This window comes from Metabacillus schmidteae, assembly GCF_903166545.1.
Lineage (GTDB): Bacteria > Bacillota > Bacilli > Bacillales > Bacillaceae > Metabacillus > Metabacillus schmidteae.
In genome coordinates this window covers 2,642,594-2,661,657 of sequence record NZ_CAESCH010000001.1, presented here as the reverse complement: position 1 = coordinate 2,661,657, position 19,064 = coordinate 2,642,594, and the positions used below count along the sequence as shown (strand labels likewise).

Sequence of the window (19,064 nt, the reverse complement as noted above, 5' to 3'; positions counted from 1 at the left end):
ACTCTCTCCTTTCTCACCTAAATTTGCCAAGGCCATGGAGTTGTTCCCCAACTCCAATTCGCATCTGTAAAGCTATTTCCAAATTGTTGTAAAGGTCCATATTTTGCTTCAAAATTCTGTTTTAGTTGTTTTGAATATTGAGCATATTCATTAAATTGTATCATCGCCTGCTGATCACTCGGATGAGTATCTAAATAAAGCGTTAATTCAACAAGTACAAAATCAATGGCTTGAATTTCCTTTAAATCTTCATAATATTGTGGAGGTAATTGTTTCATGATTGATCCCTCTTTTTCCCTTCATATGGGTTTTCATAATAATCCCAAAAGGCAGGCCACAAAGTTCCTTTTTTTAAGGCTTCAGCTGGTGAAAATTGTGGCATATTTGGTTGTTGAAATCCTATATATAGGTGTGGAGGTGTCGAATAGTACTTTATTCCAATTGGTCTGCAAGGATCATACAAGCCATGAAAGGGTTTATACGCTTTTAAAGTCGTAAATGCCGATTTATTACTGTTCATTTTAGACCTCCTTCTAAAAAGACCTTGATAAATAGTATGCATCCATAAAAGGGTTCATGTTAAAACTTTCTAATATATAGTAAATAGAGCTTCGTGCTCATTTTTAGGAAAGTTGTCCGAGAGTCGAGAAGCATCTTTCTCAGTAAATAAGTTAAAAATATATAACTTTTTCTTGGTATTTACATAGAAATTTTAACCGCTTGACATTTGAATTCTCCTAAAGTATTTTTTATTTTAACCACTTGTCATTTATTCCTTATTCCAACAATATAAATTTAATGAAAGGTGGTGTAAACGTGATTAAGACCATTACAAAAAAGACACAATCCGTTTTCAAGTTCTGTCCTCAATGTAATAAAAATAACCCTTATTCAGTTAATTACGTTTCTGGCTCAATTTCTTGTGCGAAATGTGGATATTTCCATTCAGCTCAAAATTAATACTTACATAATTAAGACATTGCATGAGAAAAATTTTGCAGGCAAGACTTAATTAACTATAAGGATGTCTTTTAGAAAAATAATTGCTTTTTATATTGCGCATATAAATAGAGCCCACTATATAGTGAGCTTTTTTTATATTTTATCCGTTAACTGATCAAGGATTGAATTCCTGTGTTTCTTTTCTCTTATGGAATTTGATAAGTTTTTTTGTCAATAATAAGATTGTTTAATTGATTAAAGGAGGACATCTATGCGACAGGATCAACAGGCTACAGCCAACATAAATTCTACTATGAAAGCAGAATTTGCCGGAACTGATGCACAAAAGGTAAAACAAGAAATCCAAAAAGATGTAAACGAAGGACAAGGTGCAATGACTTCTCGGGAGGCAGGAGCAATGCGAAAATAAAAACCACTAAGAGTGGTTTTATTTTAATGCTCATTTTTTCATAAATGTTTGAGAAGAAAATCACTTCATATATTTAGCAACTAACTCATAGCATCTTTCTCTTGTTAGACTTGCTTGTGTAGCCACATATTCTAATGATTCTGTCGAGCCGCCTTCATATTTTAGTGAAGATGCTTTTGCAACTTCATCTCTCTCTTTTATCCAATTTCTCTGCTCTTCTCTTAATTTTTCCATTTGTTCAGCATCAAGCTTTTCTTTCAATACACCATAAATTTCATTCAATTCCTTATCCCATTTTTTATATCGTTCCTCCTCTTGTTCTTCCATTTCTACCATAGTTGTTTTAACTTCTGCGTATCTGTCTGCTTCTTCCATCTTATTTAATTTCTTTAGGTATTCACCTTTTTTACTTTCAGTCATTTTATTATTATTACCGGACTTAGATGTCTCTACATCATTTGAACTTGTAGATGTTGAATTCGAATTCTTTTCTTGCTCATTTTGCTCGTTGTTTTTAGTACTTTCAGAAGGATATTGTGCTGCTTCCTCATTTTCCTCTGGAACATCTATAGTATTTGAGTCAACGTTTTCATTTTGGGATGTATTGTTTTCTGAAGGTTTAGCATTTGACTCCGTACTTGAGTCTCCACAAGCAGTCAATAATCCTAATAAAACTGTTCCTATTAGGATTGAGAATTTTCGATTGGTATTCATTTTAAATCTCCTTTGAAAATTAGATGTATAGTTTACTCAAAGAGTTCACTAAGATTGCCTCGTTACCTTTTAAATTAAGAAGGATATCCTTAACCAATACGAATATAATGGAGCATGCTAAAATCCATATTGTCTCGTCAGTCCTCCCCTTACCAAAAAGTTTTAGGAAACATTCTTCGGTAGTGACCTTCATTATCTATCCTAATTTTACCATAACCTTTAACCTTGTTTAAAAAAACAATTTTAAACAAAAATAAGCACCTACCCATGTACCAGGAAGGCGCTTCAACTACTAAACATTGACTATTTTTATAAAGAAAAGAATCTTATCTTGTAACTGAAGAGTGACTTTGAACTACTCTTCCCCATGCTTCTTCTAAAATCCGTTTAAACACAATCGCTTGTTCCCAGCGATCTGATATCTCAATCGTATCGATAGATGTATGTTTTGTGATTGAATAATCTGGTGGTCCAAGCTCACAGACAAGAGGAAGAACATCCCCTTGATTTGCTTCCTGCAACCAGTATGACATACCTTTTTCCCACCATTTTACGAATCTTTCCGTCATTGGATGGTTACCGTCTGACCCAATATCAATTTGAATTTGATGTCCATTCGATACACGTGCATGGATTGAGGACGTTCTTTTTAAAAGGATATCAAAACATTCTTCTGCTTTTTTTGAGTGACACCCTTCACCAGCTACAACATAATGTGATAAATCGACGGTTAAACGTAAATCCGAAATTTCTTTTACATAGTTCACAGTTCTAATCAAGTCTTGAGTAATTCTTCCTCGATGAGTTTCCACAAAATAGGGGATATTTACTTTTTTTGCCTCGTCAACTAGACTTTTTAATAACTGAACTGCTTCTTCTCCGATAATAAAATCATCCATAACTTGAGAACTTACGTATTGTACTCCAAATTCTTTCGCTTTTGTTAGGAGTTGTTGAAGATCTTCTCTTTTGGATGGAAAAGAATGTATTCCAAAGCTAAACTGATACTCATCAAGTAACCGTCTCCATTTATCCATATCATGTTCTTCCGGAAGCTCCCCCATGATACCCGTAAAGCCTGCTTCGGCTATTTTTTCAAACTTTTCTTCCATCGTCCACTCTCTATTATCATTGCCTAGTCCATTCATAGCCCACCAGGACTGTTGGATATCAATTTTCACTTTTTTATCTCCTTTTTCTTTATTTCTACTATTCAATCGTAACTCATTAATGAGGATATTCTACATCAAAAACCTCTCCACACGGGCCTGAATCTAAATTTGTTTCAGGTTCTACCTTGCTGCCATTTCCCTTAAATAACGGACTGTAAAAACTTCCTATCTTTGTAGTAGACTCGCCGGCATAATGACATATAAACGATTTTCTGAATCGATCTTTTGTTTTGTTTCGATAGGATCCGTGAATTAAATTTCCATTAAAAAATAATACATCTCCTTGATCTAAAATGGCTGGCTCAGCTTTTAATCCTTTAGGCACTTTTACATAGTGAGTTGTAAATGATTCCTTAGCGTCCGCTTTTTCAGGACAATAAAGTTCATCGTTATTTGTTTTCGGTACAACGAGTAATGTACCATTTTCTTGATCTGCACTGTCAACAGCTGTCCAAGCAGCAATGCAAGTGCCAGGTTCTACCTTTAAATAAAAGTTATCTTGGTGAAGAGCCTGCCCCCGTGCCCCAGGTGGTTTAAAGTAAAACATACTTTGAGCGGCTAACGCCTCTTCTTCAAACAAATCGGCTAGTATTTTCATAACCTTAGGATGTAGCATATATTTCATCGCAACATCATTTACACGGTGTGGATGCATCATTCTGGGATATCGTTTTAGAGGGTCACCTTCGCCTTCTTTTAATGACTGACTTAGGTCAGGAGCAAAACATCCGGGAATTACTTCATTACTCATGCTCATAAAGTTTTCATCAATCTCTTTAATTTCTTCTATCGTAAAAACTTCTTTTACAATTAAATATCCTGCTTTTTCAAACTGTTCTTTTTGTTCATTCGTAATGGTCTTTAATTTTGTTGTCACCTGAACCATCTCCCTTTTTATCAATAAATGCAAATCTTTCTATATCAATAGTGTAAACATCCTCCTCACATTATTGAAGTAATGAAACAACTAAAAACTATAACAATCCTGCTATTTATGTATAAAATTAGTTGATATTAAAAAAAGTTAGAAAGGGTTTGCAAAATATTGAAGGAGGCAGAAATATGACAGATTTTGGGAAGGTAATCTGATGCTTAAAAATCACAAACCATATATATATTCCCGTTTATTAGAATCTGACCGTTTTAAATCGAATCCGGCTTCCATCATATAATTAAGAATGTCATCTTGAAGCATGGCCAAATGTAACCTTGTAAATATAGAGTTTGCATGAAGTCTAAAATCTTCTGTTATCGGTACAAACCCTACGTGCATATGGGGAGTTTTTTCATAGTAATGAACATTTGCATAGATGATATTTTCTTTTCCATACTTGTCTTGAAGAAAGTCTAATCCCTTTTTAAAAAACCTATTTTTTTCTTTATCTGAAATGCTATCAAAAAACTCTTTTTCAGAAGTGATAAGAAATTCACATAGTCTTACTGCATCTTTTCGAATTTTCTTTTTGGAAAAAACGACGTTGTCTAGTCTTTTTTCGACAGCTTCCAAATAATCTATTTTTTCCTCATTAACAAGATCATAGTTTAAATTTAAACACCCATTATGGGAGATTGTTTGTTCCATTCTTTCCCCTTGATTGTGTATTTGAATGCCCCGTATATCTGAGGCTTTTAATTTTTGCATTTTTATCATAAAAAAATAACTCATTAGACAAAACCTCGCTTCCAAACTAATGATCTACAAGAAATGAACTATATAAATCGAAGAAGACTACATAATTTATATAAATGAAAGATAAGGAATTTAATTAATTTTTAATGGACTTATATATTCTGGCATTAAAGAGTTTCTTTTAATTATCAACTGAAAATGATCTGTTCATTAATAAATGAACAGATCATTTTCTTATAGGCATCTTACATCGTGCTAATATCAATAACAAATCGATACTTCACATCTGAAGCTAAAACACGTTCGTATGCTTCGTCAATTTGATCAGCTGATATCACTTCTATATTAGGAACAATATTATGTTTTCCACAGAAATCCAACATTTCCTGAGTCTCACGGATACCACCAATCATTGACCCTGCAAACGAACGGCGATGAGGAATAAGAGAGAACACATTAACAGCCAATGGCTCTGCAGGAGCACCAACATTTACTAGGGTTCCATCCAGTGTTAATAGTGAAAGGTAAGCATTAATATCGATCTGCGCACTTACCGTGTTGATGATTAGATCGAATGTACCAGCAAGATTCTGGAATGTATCCGGGTCGCTAGTCGCATAATAGTTTTCTGCACCGAATTGCAAGCCATCTTCTTTTTTCTTCAATGTTTGTGACAGCACGGTAACTTCAGCACCCATGGCGTGTGAAATCTTGACGGCCATATGACCAAGACCACCCAAACCAACTACAGCTACTTTTTTACCTGGACCTGCTCCCCAATGATTTAATGGTGAATATGTAGTAATACCTGCACAAAGCAATGGTGCTGCAACATCAAGTTCAATATTATCAGGTATTTTGACTACAAAATCTTCCGTTACGACAATGTGTGTAGAATAGCCTCCTTGTGTTGGCTCGCCGTATTTGTCAACACCCGCATATGTAGGGATATTTCCTTTTAGACAGTATTGTTCTTCTCCTTTTCGGCAGTTCTCACATTCACCGCAGGAGTCAACCATACATCCGACCCCAACACGGTCACCGACCTTGTACTTTGTAACCTCGGCTCCAACATCTGTGACAATTCCCGCTATTTCATGTCCAGGTACGAGCGGATAGTTCACTTCACCCCACTCACCGTGCGCAGTATGGATATCAGAATGACATATTCCTGCAAATTTAATTTCAATTAAAACATCATGTAAATCAAGATCACGTCGTTTAATTTCAGCAGCTCGAAACGGTTTGTCCGGACCATCGACAGCACGTGCTTTAGCAGTAATCATTAAAACAACCTCCTATTTTTTCCTTTTTCAAGAGAGTGTATATTCACTTTTAACAGGTAAGTGACTAAATCAAGTTGATTTACATCCCTGCTCCCTTCTACAAAACAATGTTAAATCCTATAGTTAACTCTAGGTCAAGAGGTTTACTGATATTTTTTTATTCTTCTTCAGTAAGGATTTAGATCAATTATCATTATCTTCTCTAGTTAACTAGAATTTATAGAGTTTGAATCTTCTATATTTTTATACTTTGACATAAAGCAAATGGAGTGATAAAATCCCCACATAAATATAGAGTTAACTCGAGGTCTATATATGGTAGAAAGGGAGATACAAATTGAAATCATATTCTATAAGTGAAGTTGCGAAAGAATTGAACCTAACAGTATATACTTTGCGTTATTATGACAAAGAGGGACTAATGCCCTTTGTTGAACGGAGATCTAACGGAACGCGATTGTTTAAGGAATCTGATATTGGCGCTTTAAAAGTTATTGAATGTCTTAAATCTACCGGGATGCCTATTAAGGAAATTAAAAACTTTATTGATTGGTGTTCTGATGGGGATTCTACATTGCAGCAAAGATATGACATGTTTATAGAACGAAAAGCTAATGTGGAATCACAACTAGAGGAATTAAAAAAGACGATGGAACTCATCGAGCATAAATGCTGGTATTACAAGACGGCTTTGGATGCCGGAACAGAGGATATTCATAAAAATAATAAAATAGAGATTTAGAATACTAATAATAGAAAGCCACTTGTATTATTGAAATACAAGTAGCTTTCTTTGTTCACGTTTACCAAAACACACATTTTAAAAAAGTAAATAATAGTGGCGTATTTATATATTTGGTTTTCTTAAATATCTTTGTAATATATTGAGTTCCTTGCACCTTATAAGCTTCTTATTACACAAATTCAATGGAACATGCACCTGAAGCAAAACGTTCTCCAACAGAAAATTGGTGTTCCTCAGAATAATCAATTTGAGTTTCATTATCTAAATAACGCTTGGTAAATGGATCAATTTGAATGGTAATTTCACCATATTTAATGACAATATCGTTTCGGCGTGGCTCATCAAAAATTAGTGAGAATTTGACAAATAATCCACATCCTCCAGCTATATCGGCATCAATTCTAGGTGCGTGTTCTCTTTTCCATTCCAAATTTTGTAGCTTTTCTAATGCTGCTTCCGTAATGGTAATAAACATCAATCCCTCTCCTTTTCATTAAACATCTTAATGCCCTTTACCTCTTCTTCGGTATGATAGGAGGAGCGAGTAAGTGGTCCCTGCTATACAATGATTTAAGCCTTTTGACAGTCCAATTTTTTGTTCCTTAAAATCCTGTGGGGTTCAATTATTTGAATTCCAATAGCATCATAATATTCTTATATTTAATATTGATAAAGAGAAGCCAAAAAAAGATTTGGTTATACTTGGACAGATTCTTTTACAAGTTCTACTACTTCTTCTTTTGTATAACGTAAAATTGGTTGTCTTGCTGCTTGAACTTCATCCAATCGGCCTATAACTGTTGTATGTGGTGCTTCTAATACAATATTAGGGTTATCCTCAACTTCTTTCGCGATTTGAATCATCACTTGTGCAAAAGCATCTATTGTTTCTTTTGTCTCCGTTTCTGTCGGTTCAATCATTAAACACTCTTCCACATTAAGCGGGAAGTAAATTGTTGGTGGATGGTAACCAAAATCAAGGAGACGTTTTGCAATGTCTAACGTTCTCACGCCAAGTTTTTTCTGCCTCGAGCCAGAAAGAACAAATTCATGTTTACACACTTGTGAGTATGGTGCCTCGAAATAAGGCTCTAGTTTCTTACGAAGGTAATTCGCATGGAGAACAGCTCCTTCAGATACTTGACGCAGTCCTTCAGGACCCATTGTACGAATATACGTGTAAGCACGTACCAATATGCCAAAATTTCCATAGTAACCTTTTACTCGTCCAATTGATAGTGGCTGATTAGAATTAAGAACATACAGATCACCGTTTTTTTCAATACGCGGTACTGGCAGATAAGGAATGAGCTTCTTTTTAACACCAACTGGGCCAGCACCAGGTCCCCCGCCACCATGAGGTGTAGTAAATGTCTTATGAAGATTTAAATGAACGATATCAAAACCCATTTTACCTGGTGTTGTTTTACCTAAGATCGCATTGGCATTAGCACCATCATAGTAAAGTAATCCCCCTGCTTCATGAACAACCTTAGCAATTTCAACAATCTCTTTTTCGAATAACCCAAGTGTATTTGGATTTGTTAACATTAATGCAGCTGTATCATTGTCAACATGTTTCTTTAATTCATCTAAATCAACTAATCCATTTTTATTTGAAGGAATTGTAACGGTCTTAAAACCAGCAACATTAGCACTAGCAGGGTTCGTACCGTGTGCTGAATCAGGAACAAGCACCTTTGTTCTTTTTTCCCCTTTATTTTCTAAGTAGGCTTTCACCATCATTAACCCGGTCCATTCACCTTGAGCTCCTGCAGAGGGTTGTAATGTTACGGCGTCCATTCCTGTGATAACAGCTAAATCCTCTTGTAATTCGTAGAGTAGCTCTAATGCACCTTGCACTGTTTCTTCGGACTGGTAGGGATGTATTCGACTAAACCCTTCTAACCTTGCAACATCTTCATTTATCTTTGGATTATATTTCATCGTACAAGAGCCAAGTGGATAAAAGCCATTATCAATTCCATGGTTTTTATTTGATAAAGCTGTATAATGACGAACAAGCTGCAGCTCCGAAACCTCAGGGAGTTCCGCTGGTATATCTCGGATTAGATGCTTTGGGAGTCTGTCTTCTATATTAATTCGGTCAACATCACTTTCTGGAAGGCTTGCACCGACACGACCAGGTCGACTTATTTCAAAAATCATTTCATTATATTCAACCATAAATAACCGCCTCCAAAACCCTTATATATTGATCAATCTCTTCTTTTGTCCGCTGCTCTGTAACTGCTATCAGCACCTGGTTTTTAAAGCCATAATCATTTTCTAAATTAAATCCACCAATAATCCCCTGGTCTAGAAGCTTTTCATTTGCTTCTTTTATTGAACATGGAAGTTCAACAATAAATTCATTAAAGAAAGGTGAATGATTTTTAATTACGAACCCTTTTTCCTGTAAAGATTTTGCCATATAATTGGTCTTGTCAAAATTCAGTTGTGCCATATGACGAATTCCTTGTTTTCCAAGTGCAGTCATACAGATGGAAGACGCTAATGCATTTAATGCTTGATTCGAACAAATATTTGATGAGGCCTTATCCCGACGAATATGCTGCTCTCGAGCTTGAAGGGTTAACACAAATCCACGTTTTCCTTGCTCATCTGTTGTTTGTCCGACTATTCTGCCTGGAATTTTCCGCATTAATTTTTTATTAACTGCAAAGTAACCACAGTGTGGTCCTCCAAAAGACATTGGAATACCTAATGGCTGCATATCACCAATAACAATGTCTGCTCCAAGCTTTCCAGGAGATTGTAAAAGAGCTAATGCAAGCGGATTTGCACTTACAATAAACAATGCCCCGTTTGCTTTTGCAATATCGTTCATAATCGCTAAATCTTCAATTGATCCAAAGAAATTTGGATATTGAACAATAATAGCAGCCGTATCTTTATCAATTTGTGCTTCCAAGTCTTTCATATCTGTTATGTCTTCGATTAAATCCACTTCACTAACACGAAACTCTGGGCCAGCTGCCACTGTTTTTAAGATTGCACGTGACTCAGGATGAACTGATTTTGATACAAGCACTTTTGAACGCTTTGTTGATACAACTGCCAGTGATGCTGCTTCAGCTAGAGAGGTAAACCCATCATACATAGATGAATTGGCAACATCCATACCGGTTAATTCACAAACCATTGTCTGGAATTCAAAAATAGCCTGTAATTCCCCCTGACTAATTTCTGGCTGATAAGGTGTATAAGCAGTATAAAATTCTGAACGTGAAATCATATGATTCACAACACTCGGAATGTAGTGATCATAAGTACCGGCACCTAAAAATGTTGAGTAGGAATTGGCATGTTTATTTTTTGCTGCAAGCTGACTCATTTTTTTCACAAGCAATGGTTCTGGTATGGCTTTCGGAATCTCTAATTCTTCATCTAGGCGAATATCCGTTGGAATATCCTTAAATAAATCATCGATTGAATGTACGTTTAAATAAGATAACATTTCCTCTTGATCTTGTTTTGTATCTGGAAGATATCGATAGGTAGCAGTCACGTTATTCCTCTCCTTCATTAATAAATGATTGGTACGCTTCTTCGTTCATTAGGGCCTTTAGTTCTTCTGGATTGGATAATTCTACTTCTACTAACCACCCTGCTTCATAAGGATCATTATTTATTGTTTCAGGTTCATCCTCAAGCTCTTCATTCACCCGGACAACCTTCCCGGATAACGGAGCAAATAATTCAGAAACTGCTTTTACAGACTCGATCGTACCCATTGTGTCATCTACTGTTAATTCATCATCAAGTTGAGGTCCTTCAATAAATACAATATCCCCCAGTTGTTTTTGTGCATAATCGGAAATTCCAATTCGTACACGGTTGTCATCTACTTCCAACACCCATTCATGTTCCTTGCTATATAGTAAGTTTGCTAGTTTATTAGCCATTATTTATCCTTCTTTCTGTTATTATATTTTTTTATTTTCCCTTTTTATAGAAAGGAGTTGGTACTACAACTGCATCTACTAATTTATTGCGGACTTGAACTTTTAATCGTGTTCCTACTTCGCCATATTTTGCTGAAACAAATGCCAGACCTAAACTTTTCTTTAATGTTGGTGAGTGTGTTCCTGAAGTAATAAATCCGATTTCCTCTTCCCATTGGGTAAAAACTTTATATCCATGCCGAGGAATTCCTCTTCCCTCTAGTTCAATTCCAACGATCTTCCGACGTAGCCCGATTATTTTTTCATTAACAAGTGCAGCTTTACCTATAAATTCACTTTCCTTGTTTGTTTTGACTGCAAAACCAATTCCTGCTTCAATTGGATTGATTTCTTTTGTAAGTTCTTGACCATATAGGGCTAGACATGCTTCAAACCGCAGCGTATCACGTGCACCAAGCCCACATGGTTTAAGTCCATCCTCTTCACCTACCTTCAATAGCAGCTTCCACAGCTCTTTTGCTTTATCTGATGCTAAATACAGTTCGAAGCCGTCTTCTCCTGTATACCCTGTACGGGATACGAGAACTTCAGATATACCATTTAGATTAACATCCTGTTCAAAACGGAAGAAACCTATGGTTGATAAGTCGAGTTCCGTTATTTTTTGCAAAATACTTTCCGCCTTTGGACCTTGTATAGCAAGCTGAGCTACTTCATTTGAAATATTTGTTATATTTACTTCTGCAGTTACATGTTGCGCCATCCAATTTAGGTCCTTTTCAATGTTGGCTGCGTTAATTACAAGGAGAAATCTATGATCTTCTAACTTATAAACGAGTAAGTCATCGACGGTTCCACCGTCCGAATAACACATTGCTGTATATTGAGCCTGGTTAATATGAAGCTTTGTGACATCATTTGTTACAAGAGTGTTAATATACGTTTCTGCATCCCGCCCCTCAATAAGAACCTCTCCCATGTGGGAAACATCAAAAAGCCCTGCTTTTGTTCGAACCGTCTGATGCTCTTCTAAAATACTTGAAAACTGGACTGGTAAAGCCCACCCTCCAAAGTCAATCACCTTTGCACCATGATTTTTATATACATCAAATAGTGGTGTTCTTTTCAATACGGTTGTTTCCATGCTTACACCTCCAATTAAGATTTCTTGCAAAATACTCTTTCCTTTACTTGTTTAGCGGTTTCTGTTGCAGCGAGTCCACCAAGTGATGTTTCTTTTAAGGTTCGCGGCATTTCTTTTCCTATCATATACATGGCCTCAATCACCTCATCACACGGAATCCGGCTTTCTACACCCGCAAGAGCTAAGTCTGCGGCTGAAAAGGCGATCGATGTCCCAATGACATTTCGTTTAATACATGGTACTTCAACAAGACCAGCAACAGGATCACATACTAAACCTAACAGTGATTTCATGGCAATAGCCGTCGCATTTACGGCTTGTTCCGGAGTGCCTCCTTTTAGCTCGACGATGGTTCCAGCAGCCATAGCAGTTGCAGATCCTACTTCTGCTTGACAACCTCCAGCTGCTCCTGAAATAAACGAGCGGTTTGCAATCACATAACCAAGCATACTTGCTGTAAATAACCCCATAACTAACTCTTGATGGGAAAAATGATCGTTTTTAAGAAGTGAAAAAAGTACACCCGGTAAGATTCCTGCCGCTCCTGCTGTCGGCGTAGCAACAATGACTCCCATTCGTGCATTGTTTTCTGATGTTGCTAATGAGTAAGTCATGGCATCGCTAATATAGATTCCTGAAAGTGATTTTCCTTGTGTTGTATACTCAAACATTTTCACCGCATCACCTCCGGAAATACCACTTGGTGCAGTTGAGCGATCTTTTATCCCGTTATCTACGGCTTCCTTCATTTTTATTAATCGTTCTTCCATCATACGGATAATGGTTTCTTCCTCTTTTCCCGACTTTTCTACTTCCAACATTAACATCATTTCACCAATGTTTTTTTGCTCACTCTGACAAGCTACAATCAACTCTTCCATAGACTGAATGTTCATAAAAGTAACCCTGGGTATACTTTCCCACATTGTTCAACCTTTTTGGCAAGTGCTGCATAGTCATCATCTGTGCTTAGTCGAATATCAACCAGTTCATCGTTGATCATAAAGATTTTTGATATACCGCCCCCAAGGGATACACCGCCAACCTTAACATGGCGATCACCACGCTTCGCTTTTACAACCGTTGTATTTGGATGAGGAAAATAGTCGCAGTGAACGTCAAATTCCAAATCGTACTTTACCCCATACTTTTCTGCTAATTCTAATGATTGTCTAATTCGCAAATCATCTGTTTTTAGCCCAATCAAGCCACCAAGCAATGCTTTATCAGTTCCATGACCTTGATAGGTTTCAGCAAAGGAATCATAAAAAATAATGTTAGCCACTTCGGGACATCCACCAACCAACTCATGAATAAACTTTCCAATTGATACTACTCCTGCTGTATGAGAGCTTGAAGGACCTACCATGATTGGACCAATAATATCAAAACAACTTTGAAATTCCATGATAATCACACTCCCTTAAACATAAATTGATTGTTGAAATAAAGGATAAATACCGCAAATGACTTTCGTTGTTTCTTTAGCTTTTTCAAGCACCGTTTTTTCACCTTTATTTTTTAAAATCTCAGCGATCATTTCACCAATTTTCACCATTTCTTCCCGTTGCATTCCACGAGTTGTTAGTGCAGCAGTTCCCATCCGAATTCCGCTAGTTATAAACGGACTCTCTGGATCATATGGAATCGTGTTTTTGTTAACGGTAATACCTGCTTCTTCCAATAATTTTTCCGCTTCTTTGCCAGTTAAGCCCCATGGGCGAACATCTAATAGGACAATATGGTTATCCGTACCACCAGAAACAAGTGTTGCTCCTTCCCTTATTAATGTTTCACTTAATATCTTTGCATTAGTAATTACTTGCTTAGAGTATTTATAAAAACTAGGCTGTAGTGCTTCATTAAAGGCAACTGCTTTAGCTGCAATGATGTGCATAAGCGGTCCACCCTGAATACCTGGAAAAACAGCCTTATTTACAGCTTTTATGATCTCTTCTTTATTTGTTAAAATAACTCCGCCACGCGGTCCTCTCAAGGTTTTATGTGTTGTGCTTGTTATGACATCTGCATATGGAACTGGTGATGGATGAAGACCCGCAGCAACGAGTCCAGCAATATGTGCCATGTCGACCATAAATTTTGCTCCAACTTGATCTGCAATGCTTTTAAATCGTTTAAAGTCAATCGTTCGTGGATAGGCACTTGCCCCTGCAATTATTAATTTTGGTTTCTCTTTTTCTGCAATGCTTTCAACTTCATCATAATCAATCAAGTGAGTATCTTCTCTTACACCGTAGGACACAATGTCAAACCATTTTCCAGATATGCTGACAGGACTTCCATGTGTTAAGTGACCACCATGGGAGAGATCCATTCCCATCACTTTATCTCCTGGCGTTAGCAATGCATAAAAAACAGCGAGATTTGCTTGTGCTCCCGAATGCGGCTGAACATTAGCATACTTAGATCCAAATAATTCCGTTAGACGCTCAATCGCTACTTGCTCGGCTACATCAACAAACTCACATCCGCCATAATAGCGCTTCTCTGGATATCCTTCTGCATATTTATTTGTCATGATGCTTCCCATAGCTTCTAAGACATCTTCACTAACAAAGTTTTCTGATGCAATTAACTCTAGTGTTTGATGCTGACGGCACTTCTCCTTCTCAATCGCTTCAAAAATGGTAGAATCATTTACGCGCAAACCCATTCTCAATTCCTCCTTGAAGATAGATCAGTTTTCTTTTAGTAATCAGTTACTAATCTATTTTTCTAAGAAAACTGTTTAATACAGGATGCTTCACTACCTTTTTTGTACACAAAAAAGGACAGAAAAGGGTAGCGTAGCGTTAGCTCCCCTTCTCTGTCCTTTTACCTGAGAGTTTAAACTCTAACATTCTTAGAGTCTTCCCCTTTGGTGGCGTCATACCGTATACGCGCTCTCCAGAGTTGCGTCCAGTTGTAGTTCCATCTACCTGAGAGATTTATTCCAAGGGTATTTTTGGAACTTGCTCCTTCGGTGGCGTGTTACTTGCACTCTCCCACAACTGTCATCCGCTCTTATTAAATTTTTGTTATTTTTAGAATAATTTGATAATAAGAAAAAGTCAATCGCAATTTTAAAAATATTGTAAGTCAATTTATTTATACGTTTTAACCATTTACCTCACTCATTTTTCTCACCTATTCGGTAAATAAGAACTCCGCTATCCGATATCTAGATTATAAATCCAGTAATAATAAATTTTAAGTAGTCACTTTAATATCATTTAGTATAAAAAAGTATACTTGTTATATTATTTTGTTTATGTCATGTGTTTATCTGCCAAAATATCCCCATTACTGCTTCGTATAACAAACTTCAATTTCTTATTGTTATTTAGTAAGAAGAAACTATCTACGCAAAAAATTCATCGTTACATTTTCTACCAAATCAATTGTACAGAACCTTTAAACTAATATAAAAATGTAATTAAATATCTCATCTCAAAATAAAGGGAGTTGGCGTTATGTTAATCTTCTATAAATTGTTTTCCTTTTTTTAGCTATTATGATTATTTAAAGAAATTCTGAATTCATACAATTATCTCAACTTCATGTACTAATAATTCTTTACATCAAATGGACTGTTTTATCCGTAACTAAAAAGTAAAATTCCCAAAAAATATCTAAATGAAAAGGAGAGCTATCTATGAAAACCAAGCCTTTATATTTAAACAGCTTATTTTTTATCTCGATTTTACTAACCTGTATCTTTATTATTTGGGGAATCTTTTTCACTGAAAATATGAATACAATTACTTCCGCATTATTTGATGGTACTGTTTCCAACTTAGGATGGATTTATATTTTAGGAGCATTTTTCTTTGTATTATTTTCCTTTTACCTAATGTTCTCAAAGTATGGTAAAATCCGACTCGGTAAGGATGCTGATAAACCTGAATTTTCAACAGGATCCTGGCTTGCGATGTTATTTGGTGCAGGTACAGGAATAGGAATTGTCTATTATGGTGTTGCTGAACCAGTGCTACACTACACCTCACCTCCAGTTGGAGAAGGATATAATGCTGCTGCAGCTGAAAAAGCTATGGAATATTCATTTTTTCATTGGGGGTTACAACCCTGGGGAATATACGCTGTTATAGGGCTGGCATTTGCGTTTTTTCAATTCAAAAAGGGACTACCTGCTTCCGTTAGTTCTGCCTTTTATCCCATCTTAAAAGAAAAAATTCACGGTCCAATAGGAAATATAATTGATATTCTTGCTATTATTGCAACTGTTTTCGGTATAGCAACTTCTTTAGGATTAGGAACTATGCAAATCACTGCCGGTTTAAACCACTTATTCAATATTCCGGATACTCTACCCATTCAGTTGACTGTTATTGGTGTTGCTACAATTCTTTATATGTTATCAATCAGTACCGGAATAGGCCGTGGAATTAAGATCCTGTCAAATACGGCCCTGCTTTTATCTATCGCAATAATGGCTATTATTATCGTTGCAGGTCCAACCACCTCTATTTTTAATACGCTAATAGATTCAACAGGTGGTTATATTAGCAATTGGGTTAATATGAGTTTAGGATTAGTGCCATTCGGAGATGCATCGTGGTTACATGGTTGGACGCTCTTTTACTGGGCATGGTGGATTGCATGGGCACCTTTTGTTGGCTTATTTATTGCTAGAATCTCTAAAGGGAGAACAATTAGTGAATTTATTTTTGGTGTATTAATTGTTCCAACTCTTGGCACTTTTTTATGGTTTTCTGTCTTTGGTGGTTCAGCATTACATATTATTCACAACTTAGGAAACACAGAACTTGCCACAGCTGTCACTTCAAATCTTTCATTATCTATTTTTAACTTCTTTGAGTATTTACCATTTCCTTTACTTTTAAGCATGTTAGGCTTTTTAGTTATAGCAGTATATTATATTACAGTTGCTGATACAGCTACCTATGTTTTAGGAATGCTCTCAGAGAGAGGGAGATTAACACCATCTACTAGCGTTAAAATAACATGGGGAATTATTCAAGCACTGGTTGCTACTGTTTTACTACTAGCCGGTGGATTAGAGGTTCTACAACGATTTTCTATTGTAGTAGCATTCCCTTTCGCTATTATCATGTTTCTAATGTGTTGGTCTTTGTTTATTGAATTAAGAAAAGAAGTTAATATCAATTCAAAGAAGTATTCCTTGGTAAAGGATCGTACAGAGAAACATATTGAGCCTATAACAAGTACAGAAAATAAAACTGGTACTAATTCTTATTAAGTAAGTATCCTATAGGAGGATAGGTATTATAACATCTATCCTTTAAATAATATCCTTTCTTCCTAAACAATATAAACCTTCAATAAAAATCTCCCTTGGATCTCGTAATTTGTCCAAGGGAGAATTTTATATACTTGAATCCTCATCCCCCGTTTTAATTCTTAACCTATAAATAGTATTCCTTTTTCATAAGTTTCTAGTTTCTAAAATTAATATCTATCTATAATCATTACTTTTCACTTTCTTTCCCACAAGTAGTTCTTGTCAAGTTGCTAATATTGTTCTGATGTGTTTTCCTTGAAATAAAGATAACTTCCTCCTTTTCTAAATTCAAACCAAAAAGGAATAGTTGTTGCACTATTCCACTTTGATAAATTTGTATGTTTTCTCTAAGTGATCCTACATTTTCTCCTTTTGAACCTCTCATTAAAATGAAATGGTGAACAGTTTATATAAGGATAGCGGTAATAAGATTATTGCAATAAGAAATAATAATAAATGTGTAAATTGCAAGTTACCTTTACGCATCCCTTGGATAAAAAGAAATATCCAGAGAATACTTAAGCTGATTTGTATGGCAGATTCAATAATTTATACCACCACCTAAATTTGTGCTATTTTATTAGCTTGTTTATGGAACTAGAATTGATATTATCTTACTCTATATAGAGAAAAAGAACAGAGAGGGGCAGTTATTTTTGTCCCTTCTTTGTCCTCTTATCTGAGAGTTTCATCCCAGACGTATAGATTGAACTATTGTGTTACAGCAACACTCTTTTTTTCAAAGTTCATTGAAGAACTATGCCCTGGCTGAACTTTTGCTTTTGGGTCAATATATGCTTTTGCATTATTTACTGCAGTTGGTGCTTCCCCGAAGCCACTTGCAATGAGATTCACCTTGCCATCATAGGTACATATATCACCTGCAGCATAAATTCCTTCAATATTTGTTTCCATTCTAGAATTAACAACGATTGAGTTTTTTTCAATTTCAAGACCCCACTCTTTAATTGGTCCAAGAGAAGAAACAAAACCAAAGTTTACAATTAGCTCATCAATAGAAATGGTCTTTATTTCACTTCCTTTTACAGCTTCTAGAACAACCTCATTAATTTTATCTTCACCAATTAACTGAGTTGGGACATATGGTGTTAATACTTCAACGGTTGATTTCTTTAACAATTCAACACTATGTTCATGTGCACGAAATTTATCACGTCGGTGAGTCAGAAATACTTTCTCAGCAATTGGTTCGAGCATGAGCGCCCAGTCAACTGCTGAATCTCCTCCACCAGCAACCATAACACGTTTTCCAGAAAACTTATTGATATCTCCTACAAAGTAATGTAAATTCGTAGTCTCATATTTAGTAGCTTCTTCAAGTTCAAGTTTACGAGGTTGAAAAGCTCCATTTCCTGCTGTAATAATGATTGACTTTGTATAGTGAATATCTTGGTTTGTCGTTATCTTAAACGTACCGTCTGAATCCTTTTCAACAGATTCTACTTTCTGTTCAAGAGCAATAATTGGTTCGAATTTTGCCATTTGATCCTTTAAGTTATTTATCAAATCCTGTGCAAGTATTTTTGGAAACCCTGCTACATCATATATATATTTATCAGGGTATAATGCACTAAGCTGCCCTCCCAATTGTAGTAGGCTCTCTATTATTTTTACGCTACATTGGCGCATTCCTCCATAAAAGGCAGTGAATAAACCTACAGGACCTCCTCCAATAATAGTAATATCAAATATCTCTTTATTTTGAGACATAGCATTCTCTCCTTTTAAACTTTCTAGATATAATGGAATAAAAGATAAGGACGTCAT

The 19,064-nt window shown here is 35.9% G+C and carries 19 protein-coding genes and 1 riboswitch; of the genes, 3 read left to right on the top strand and 16 right to left on the bottom strand.

The genetic code is table 11. The features are described from left to right. Positions 1-17: 17 nt before the first annotated feature. Both HWV59_RS12740 and HWV59_RS12735 read right to left on the bottom strand, forming a co-directional pair. The gene (locus tag HWV59_RS12740; RefSeq protein ID WP_102229908.1) at positions 18-278 is read right to left on the bottom strand and encodes a spore coat protein CotJB; all 261 of its coding nucleotides are present in this window, start codon (positions 276-278) and stop codon (positions 18-20) included. Further along, complete coding sequence (locus HWV59_RS12735; RefSeq protein ID WP_102229907.1) at positions 275-520, bottom strand: spore coat associated protein CotJA; 246 nt, start codon at positions 518-520, stop codon at positions 275-277. The genes HWV59_RS12740 and HWV59_RS12735 overlap by 4 nt, the downstream gene beginning before the upstream one ends. A 693-nt stretch (positions 521-1,213) precedes the next feature. Between HWV59_RS12735 and HWV59_RS12730 the strand changes: the two genes are divergently transcribed. After that, entirely contained in the window at positions 1,214-1,372 is a 159-nt protein-coding gene (locus HWV59_RS12730) for a hypothetical protein (RefSeq protein ID WP_175639031.1), read from the top strand. Positions 1,373-1,432: 60 nt separating this feature from the next. Here the strand turns inward: HWV59_RS12730 and HWV59_RS12725 are convergent, their stop codons facing one another. The 5 genes from HWV59_RS12725 to HWV59_RS12705 all read right to left on the bottom strand — a co-directional run bounded on the left by HWV59_RS12725 (position 1,433) and on the right by HWV59_RS12705 (position 6,174). After that, positions 1,433-2,086 (bottom strand): lysozyme inhibitor LprI family protein, encoded by a 654-nt coding sequence (locus HWV59_RS12725; RefSeq protein ID WP_102229906.1) that lies wholly within the window; start codon positions 2,084-2,086, stop codon positions 1,433-1,435. 326 nt (positions 2,087-2,412) lie between these two features. Continuing rightward, on the bottom strand, positions 2,413-3,267 hold the full coding sequence (locus tag HWV59_RS12720) for a sugar phosphate isomerase/epimerase family protein (RefSeq protein ID WP_235991723.1): 855 nt from the start codon (positions 3,265-3,267) through the stop codon (positions 2,413-2,415). Between the two features lie 46 nt (positions 3,268-3,313). Continuing rightward, positions 3,314-4,135: a phytanoyl-CoA dioxygenase family protein gene (locus HWV59_RS12715; protein ID WP_175639030.1), complete on the bottom strand. Its 822-nt coding sequence runs from the start codon at positions 4,133-4,135 to the stop codon at positions 3,314-3,316. A gap of 222 nt (positions 4,136-4,357) precedes the next feature. After that, positions 4,358-4,924 (bottom strand): MobV family relaxase, encoded by a 567-nt coding sequence (mobV, locus tag HWV59_RS12710; protein WP_102229903.1) that lies wholly within the window; start codon positions 4,922-4,924, stop codon positions 4,358-4,360. A gap of 209 nt (positions 4,925-5,133) precedes the next feature. Next, the gene (locus HWV59_RS12705; protein ID WP_175639029.1) at positions 5,134-6,174 is read right to left on the bottom strand and encodes an NAD(P)-dependent alcohol dehydrogenase; all 1,041 of its coding nucleotides are present in this window, start codon (positions 6,172-6,174) and stop codon (positions 5,134-5,136) included. Positions 6,175-6,511: 337 nt separating this feature from the next. Here HWV59_RS12705 and HWV59_RS12700 point away from each other — a divergent pair, with 337 nt between their 5' ends. Beyond that, positions 6,512-6,916, top strand: coding sequence for a MerR family transcriptional regulator (locus tag HWV59_RS12700; protein WP_175639028.1), 405 nt, complete (start codon positions 6,512-6,514; stop codon positions 6,914-6,916). Between the two features lie 172 nt (positions 6,917-7,088). Here the strand turns inward: HWV59_RS12700 and HWV59_RS12695 are convergent, their stop codons facing one another. The 8 genes from HWV59_RS12695 to glyA form a co-directional block, all read right to left on the bottom strand. After that, positions 7,089-7,394: an iron-sulfur cluster biosynthesis family protein gene (locus HWV59_RS12695; RefSeq protein WP_102229900.1), complete on the bottom strand. Its 306-nt coding sequence runs from the start codon at positions 7,392-7,394 to the stop codon at positions 7,089-7,091. A gap of 221 nt (positions 7,395-7,615) precedes the next feature. Beyond that, on the bottom strand, positions 7,616-9,106 hold the full coding sequence (gene gcvPB, locus HWV59_RS12690; protein WP_175639027.1) for an aminomethyl-transferring glycine dehydrogenase subunit GcvPB: 1,491 nt from the start codon (positions 9,104-9,106) through the stop codon (positions 7,616-7,618). Further along, positions 9,099-10,469: an aminomethyl-transferring glycine dehydrogenase subunit GcvPA gene (gcvPA, locus tag HWV59_RS12685; RefSeq protein ID WP_175639026.1), complete on the bottom strand. Its 1,371-nt coding sequence runs from the start codon at positions 10,467-10,469 to the stop codon at positions 9,099-9,101. Before gcvPA ends, gcvPB begins: the two co-directional genes overlap by 8 nt. Further along, positions 10,453-10,848: a glycine cleavage system protein GcvH gene (gene gcvH, locus HWV59_RS12680; protein WP_102229898.1), complete on the bottom strand. Its 396-nt coding sequence runs from the start codon at positions 10,846-10,848 to the stop codon at positions 10,453-10,455. The genes gcvPA and gcvH overlap by 17 nt, the downstream gene beginning before the upstream one ends. A 31-nt stretch (positions 10,849-10,879) precedes the next feature. Beyond that, the gene (gene gcvT / locus HWV59_RS12675) at positions 10,880-11,992 is read right to left on the bottom strand and encodes a glycine cleavage system aminomethyltransferase GcvT (protein WP_175639025.1); all 1,113 of its coding nucleotides are present in this window, start codon (positions 11,990-11,992) and stop codon (positions 10,880-10,882) included. A 14-nt stretch (positions 11,993-12,006) separates the two neighbouring features. After that, the gene (gene sdaAA, locus HWV59_RS12670) at positions 12,007-12,888 is read right to left on the bottom strand and encodes an L-serine ammonia-lyase, iron-sulfur-dependent, subunit alpha (protein WP_175639024.1); all 882 of its coding nucleotides are present in this window, start codon (positions 12,886-12,888) and stop codon (positions 12,007-12,009) included. Next, positions 12,885-13,400: a serine dehydratase beta chain gene (locus tag HWV59_RS12665; RefSeq protein ID WP_175639023.1), complete on the bottom strand. Its 516-nt coding sequence runs from the start codon at positions 13,398-13,400 to the stop codon at positions 12,885-12,887. Before HWV59_RS12665 ends, sdaAA begins: the two co-directional genes overlap by 4 nt. A gap of 15 nt (positions 13,401-13,415) precedes the next feature. After that, positions 13,416-14,666 carry a serine hydroxymethyltransferase gene (glyA, locus tag HWV59_RS12660; RefSeq protein ID WP_175639022.1) on the bottom strand — a complete coding sequence of 417 codons (1,251 nt, stop codon included), beginning with the start codon at positions 14,664-14,666 and terminating at the stop codon, positions 13,416-13,418. Between the two features lie 242 nt (positions 14,667-14,908). Further along, positions 14,909-15,010: riboswitch (glycine riboswitch) on the bottom strand. A gap of 637 nt (positions 15,011-15,647) precedes the next feature. On the opposite strand from glyA, the gene HWV59_RS12655 reads away from it, so the two are divergent. Further along, complete coding sequence (locus HWV59_RS12655; protein WP_175639021.1) at positions 15,648-17,234, top strand: BCCT family transporter; 1,587 nt, start codon at positions 15,648-15,650, stop codon at positions 17,232-17,234. 753 nt (positions 17,235-17,987) lie between these two features. Here HWV59_RS12655 and HWV59_RS12650 read toward each other — a convergent pair. Next, the gene (locus HWV59_RS12650) at positions 17,988-19,007 is read right to left on the bottom strand and encodes an NAD(P)/FAD-dependent oxidoreductase (RefSeq protein WP_175639020.1); all 1,020 of its coding nucleotides are present in this window, start codon (positions 19,005-19,007) and stop codon (positions 17,988-17,990) included. Positions 19,008-19,064 lie beyond the last annotated feature (57 nt).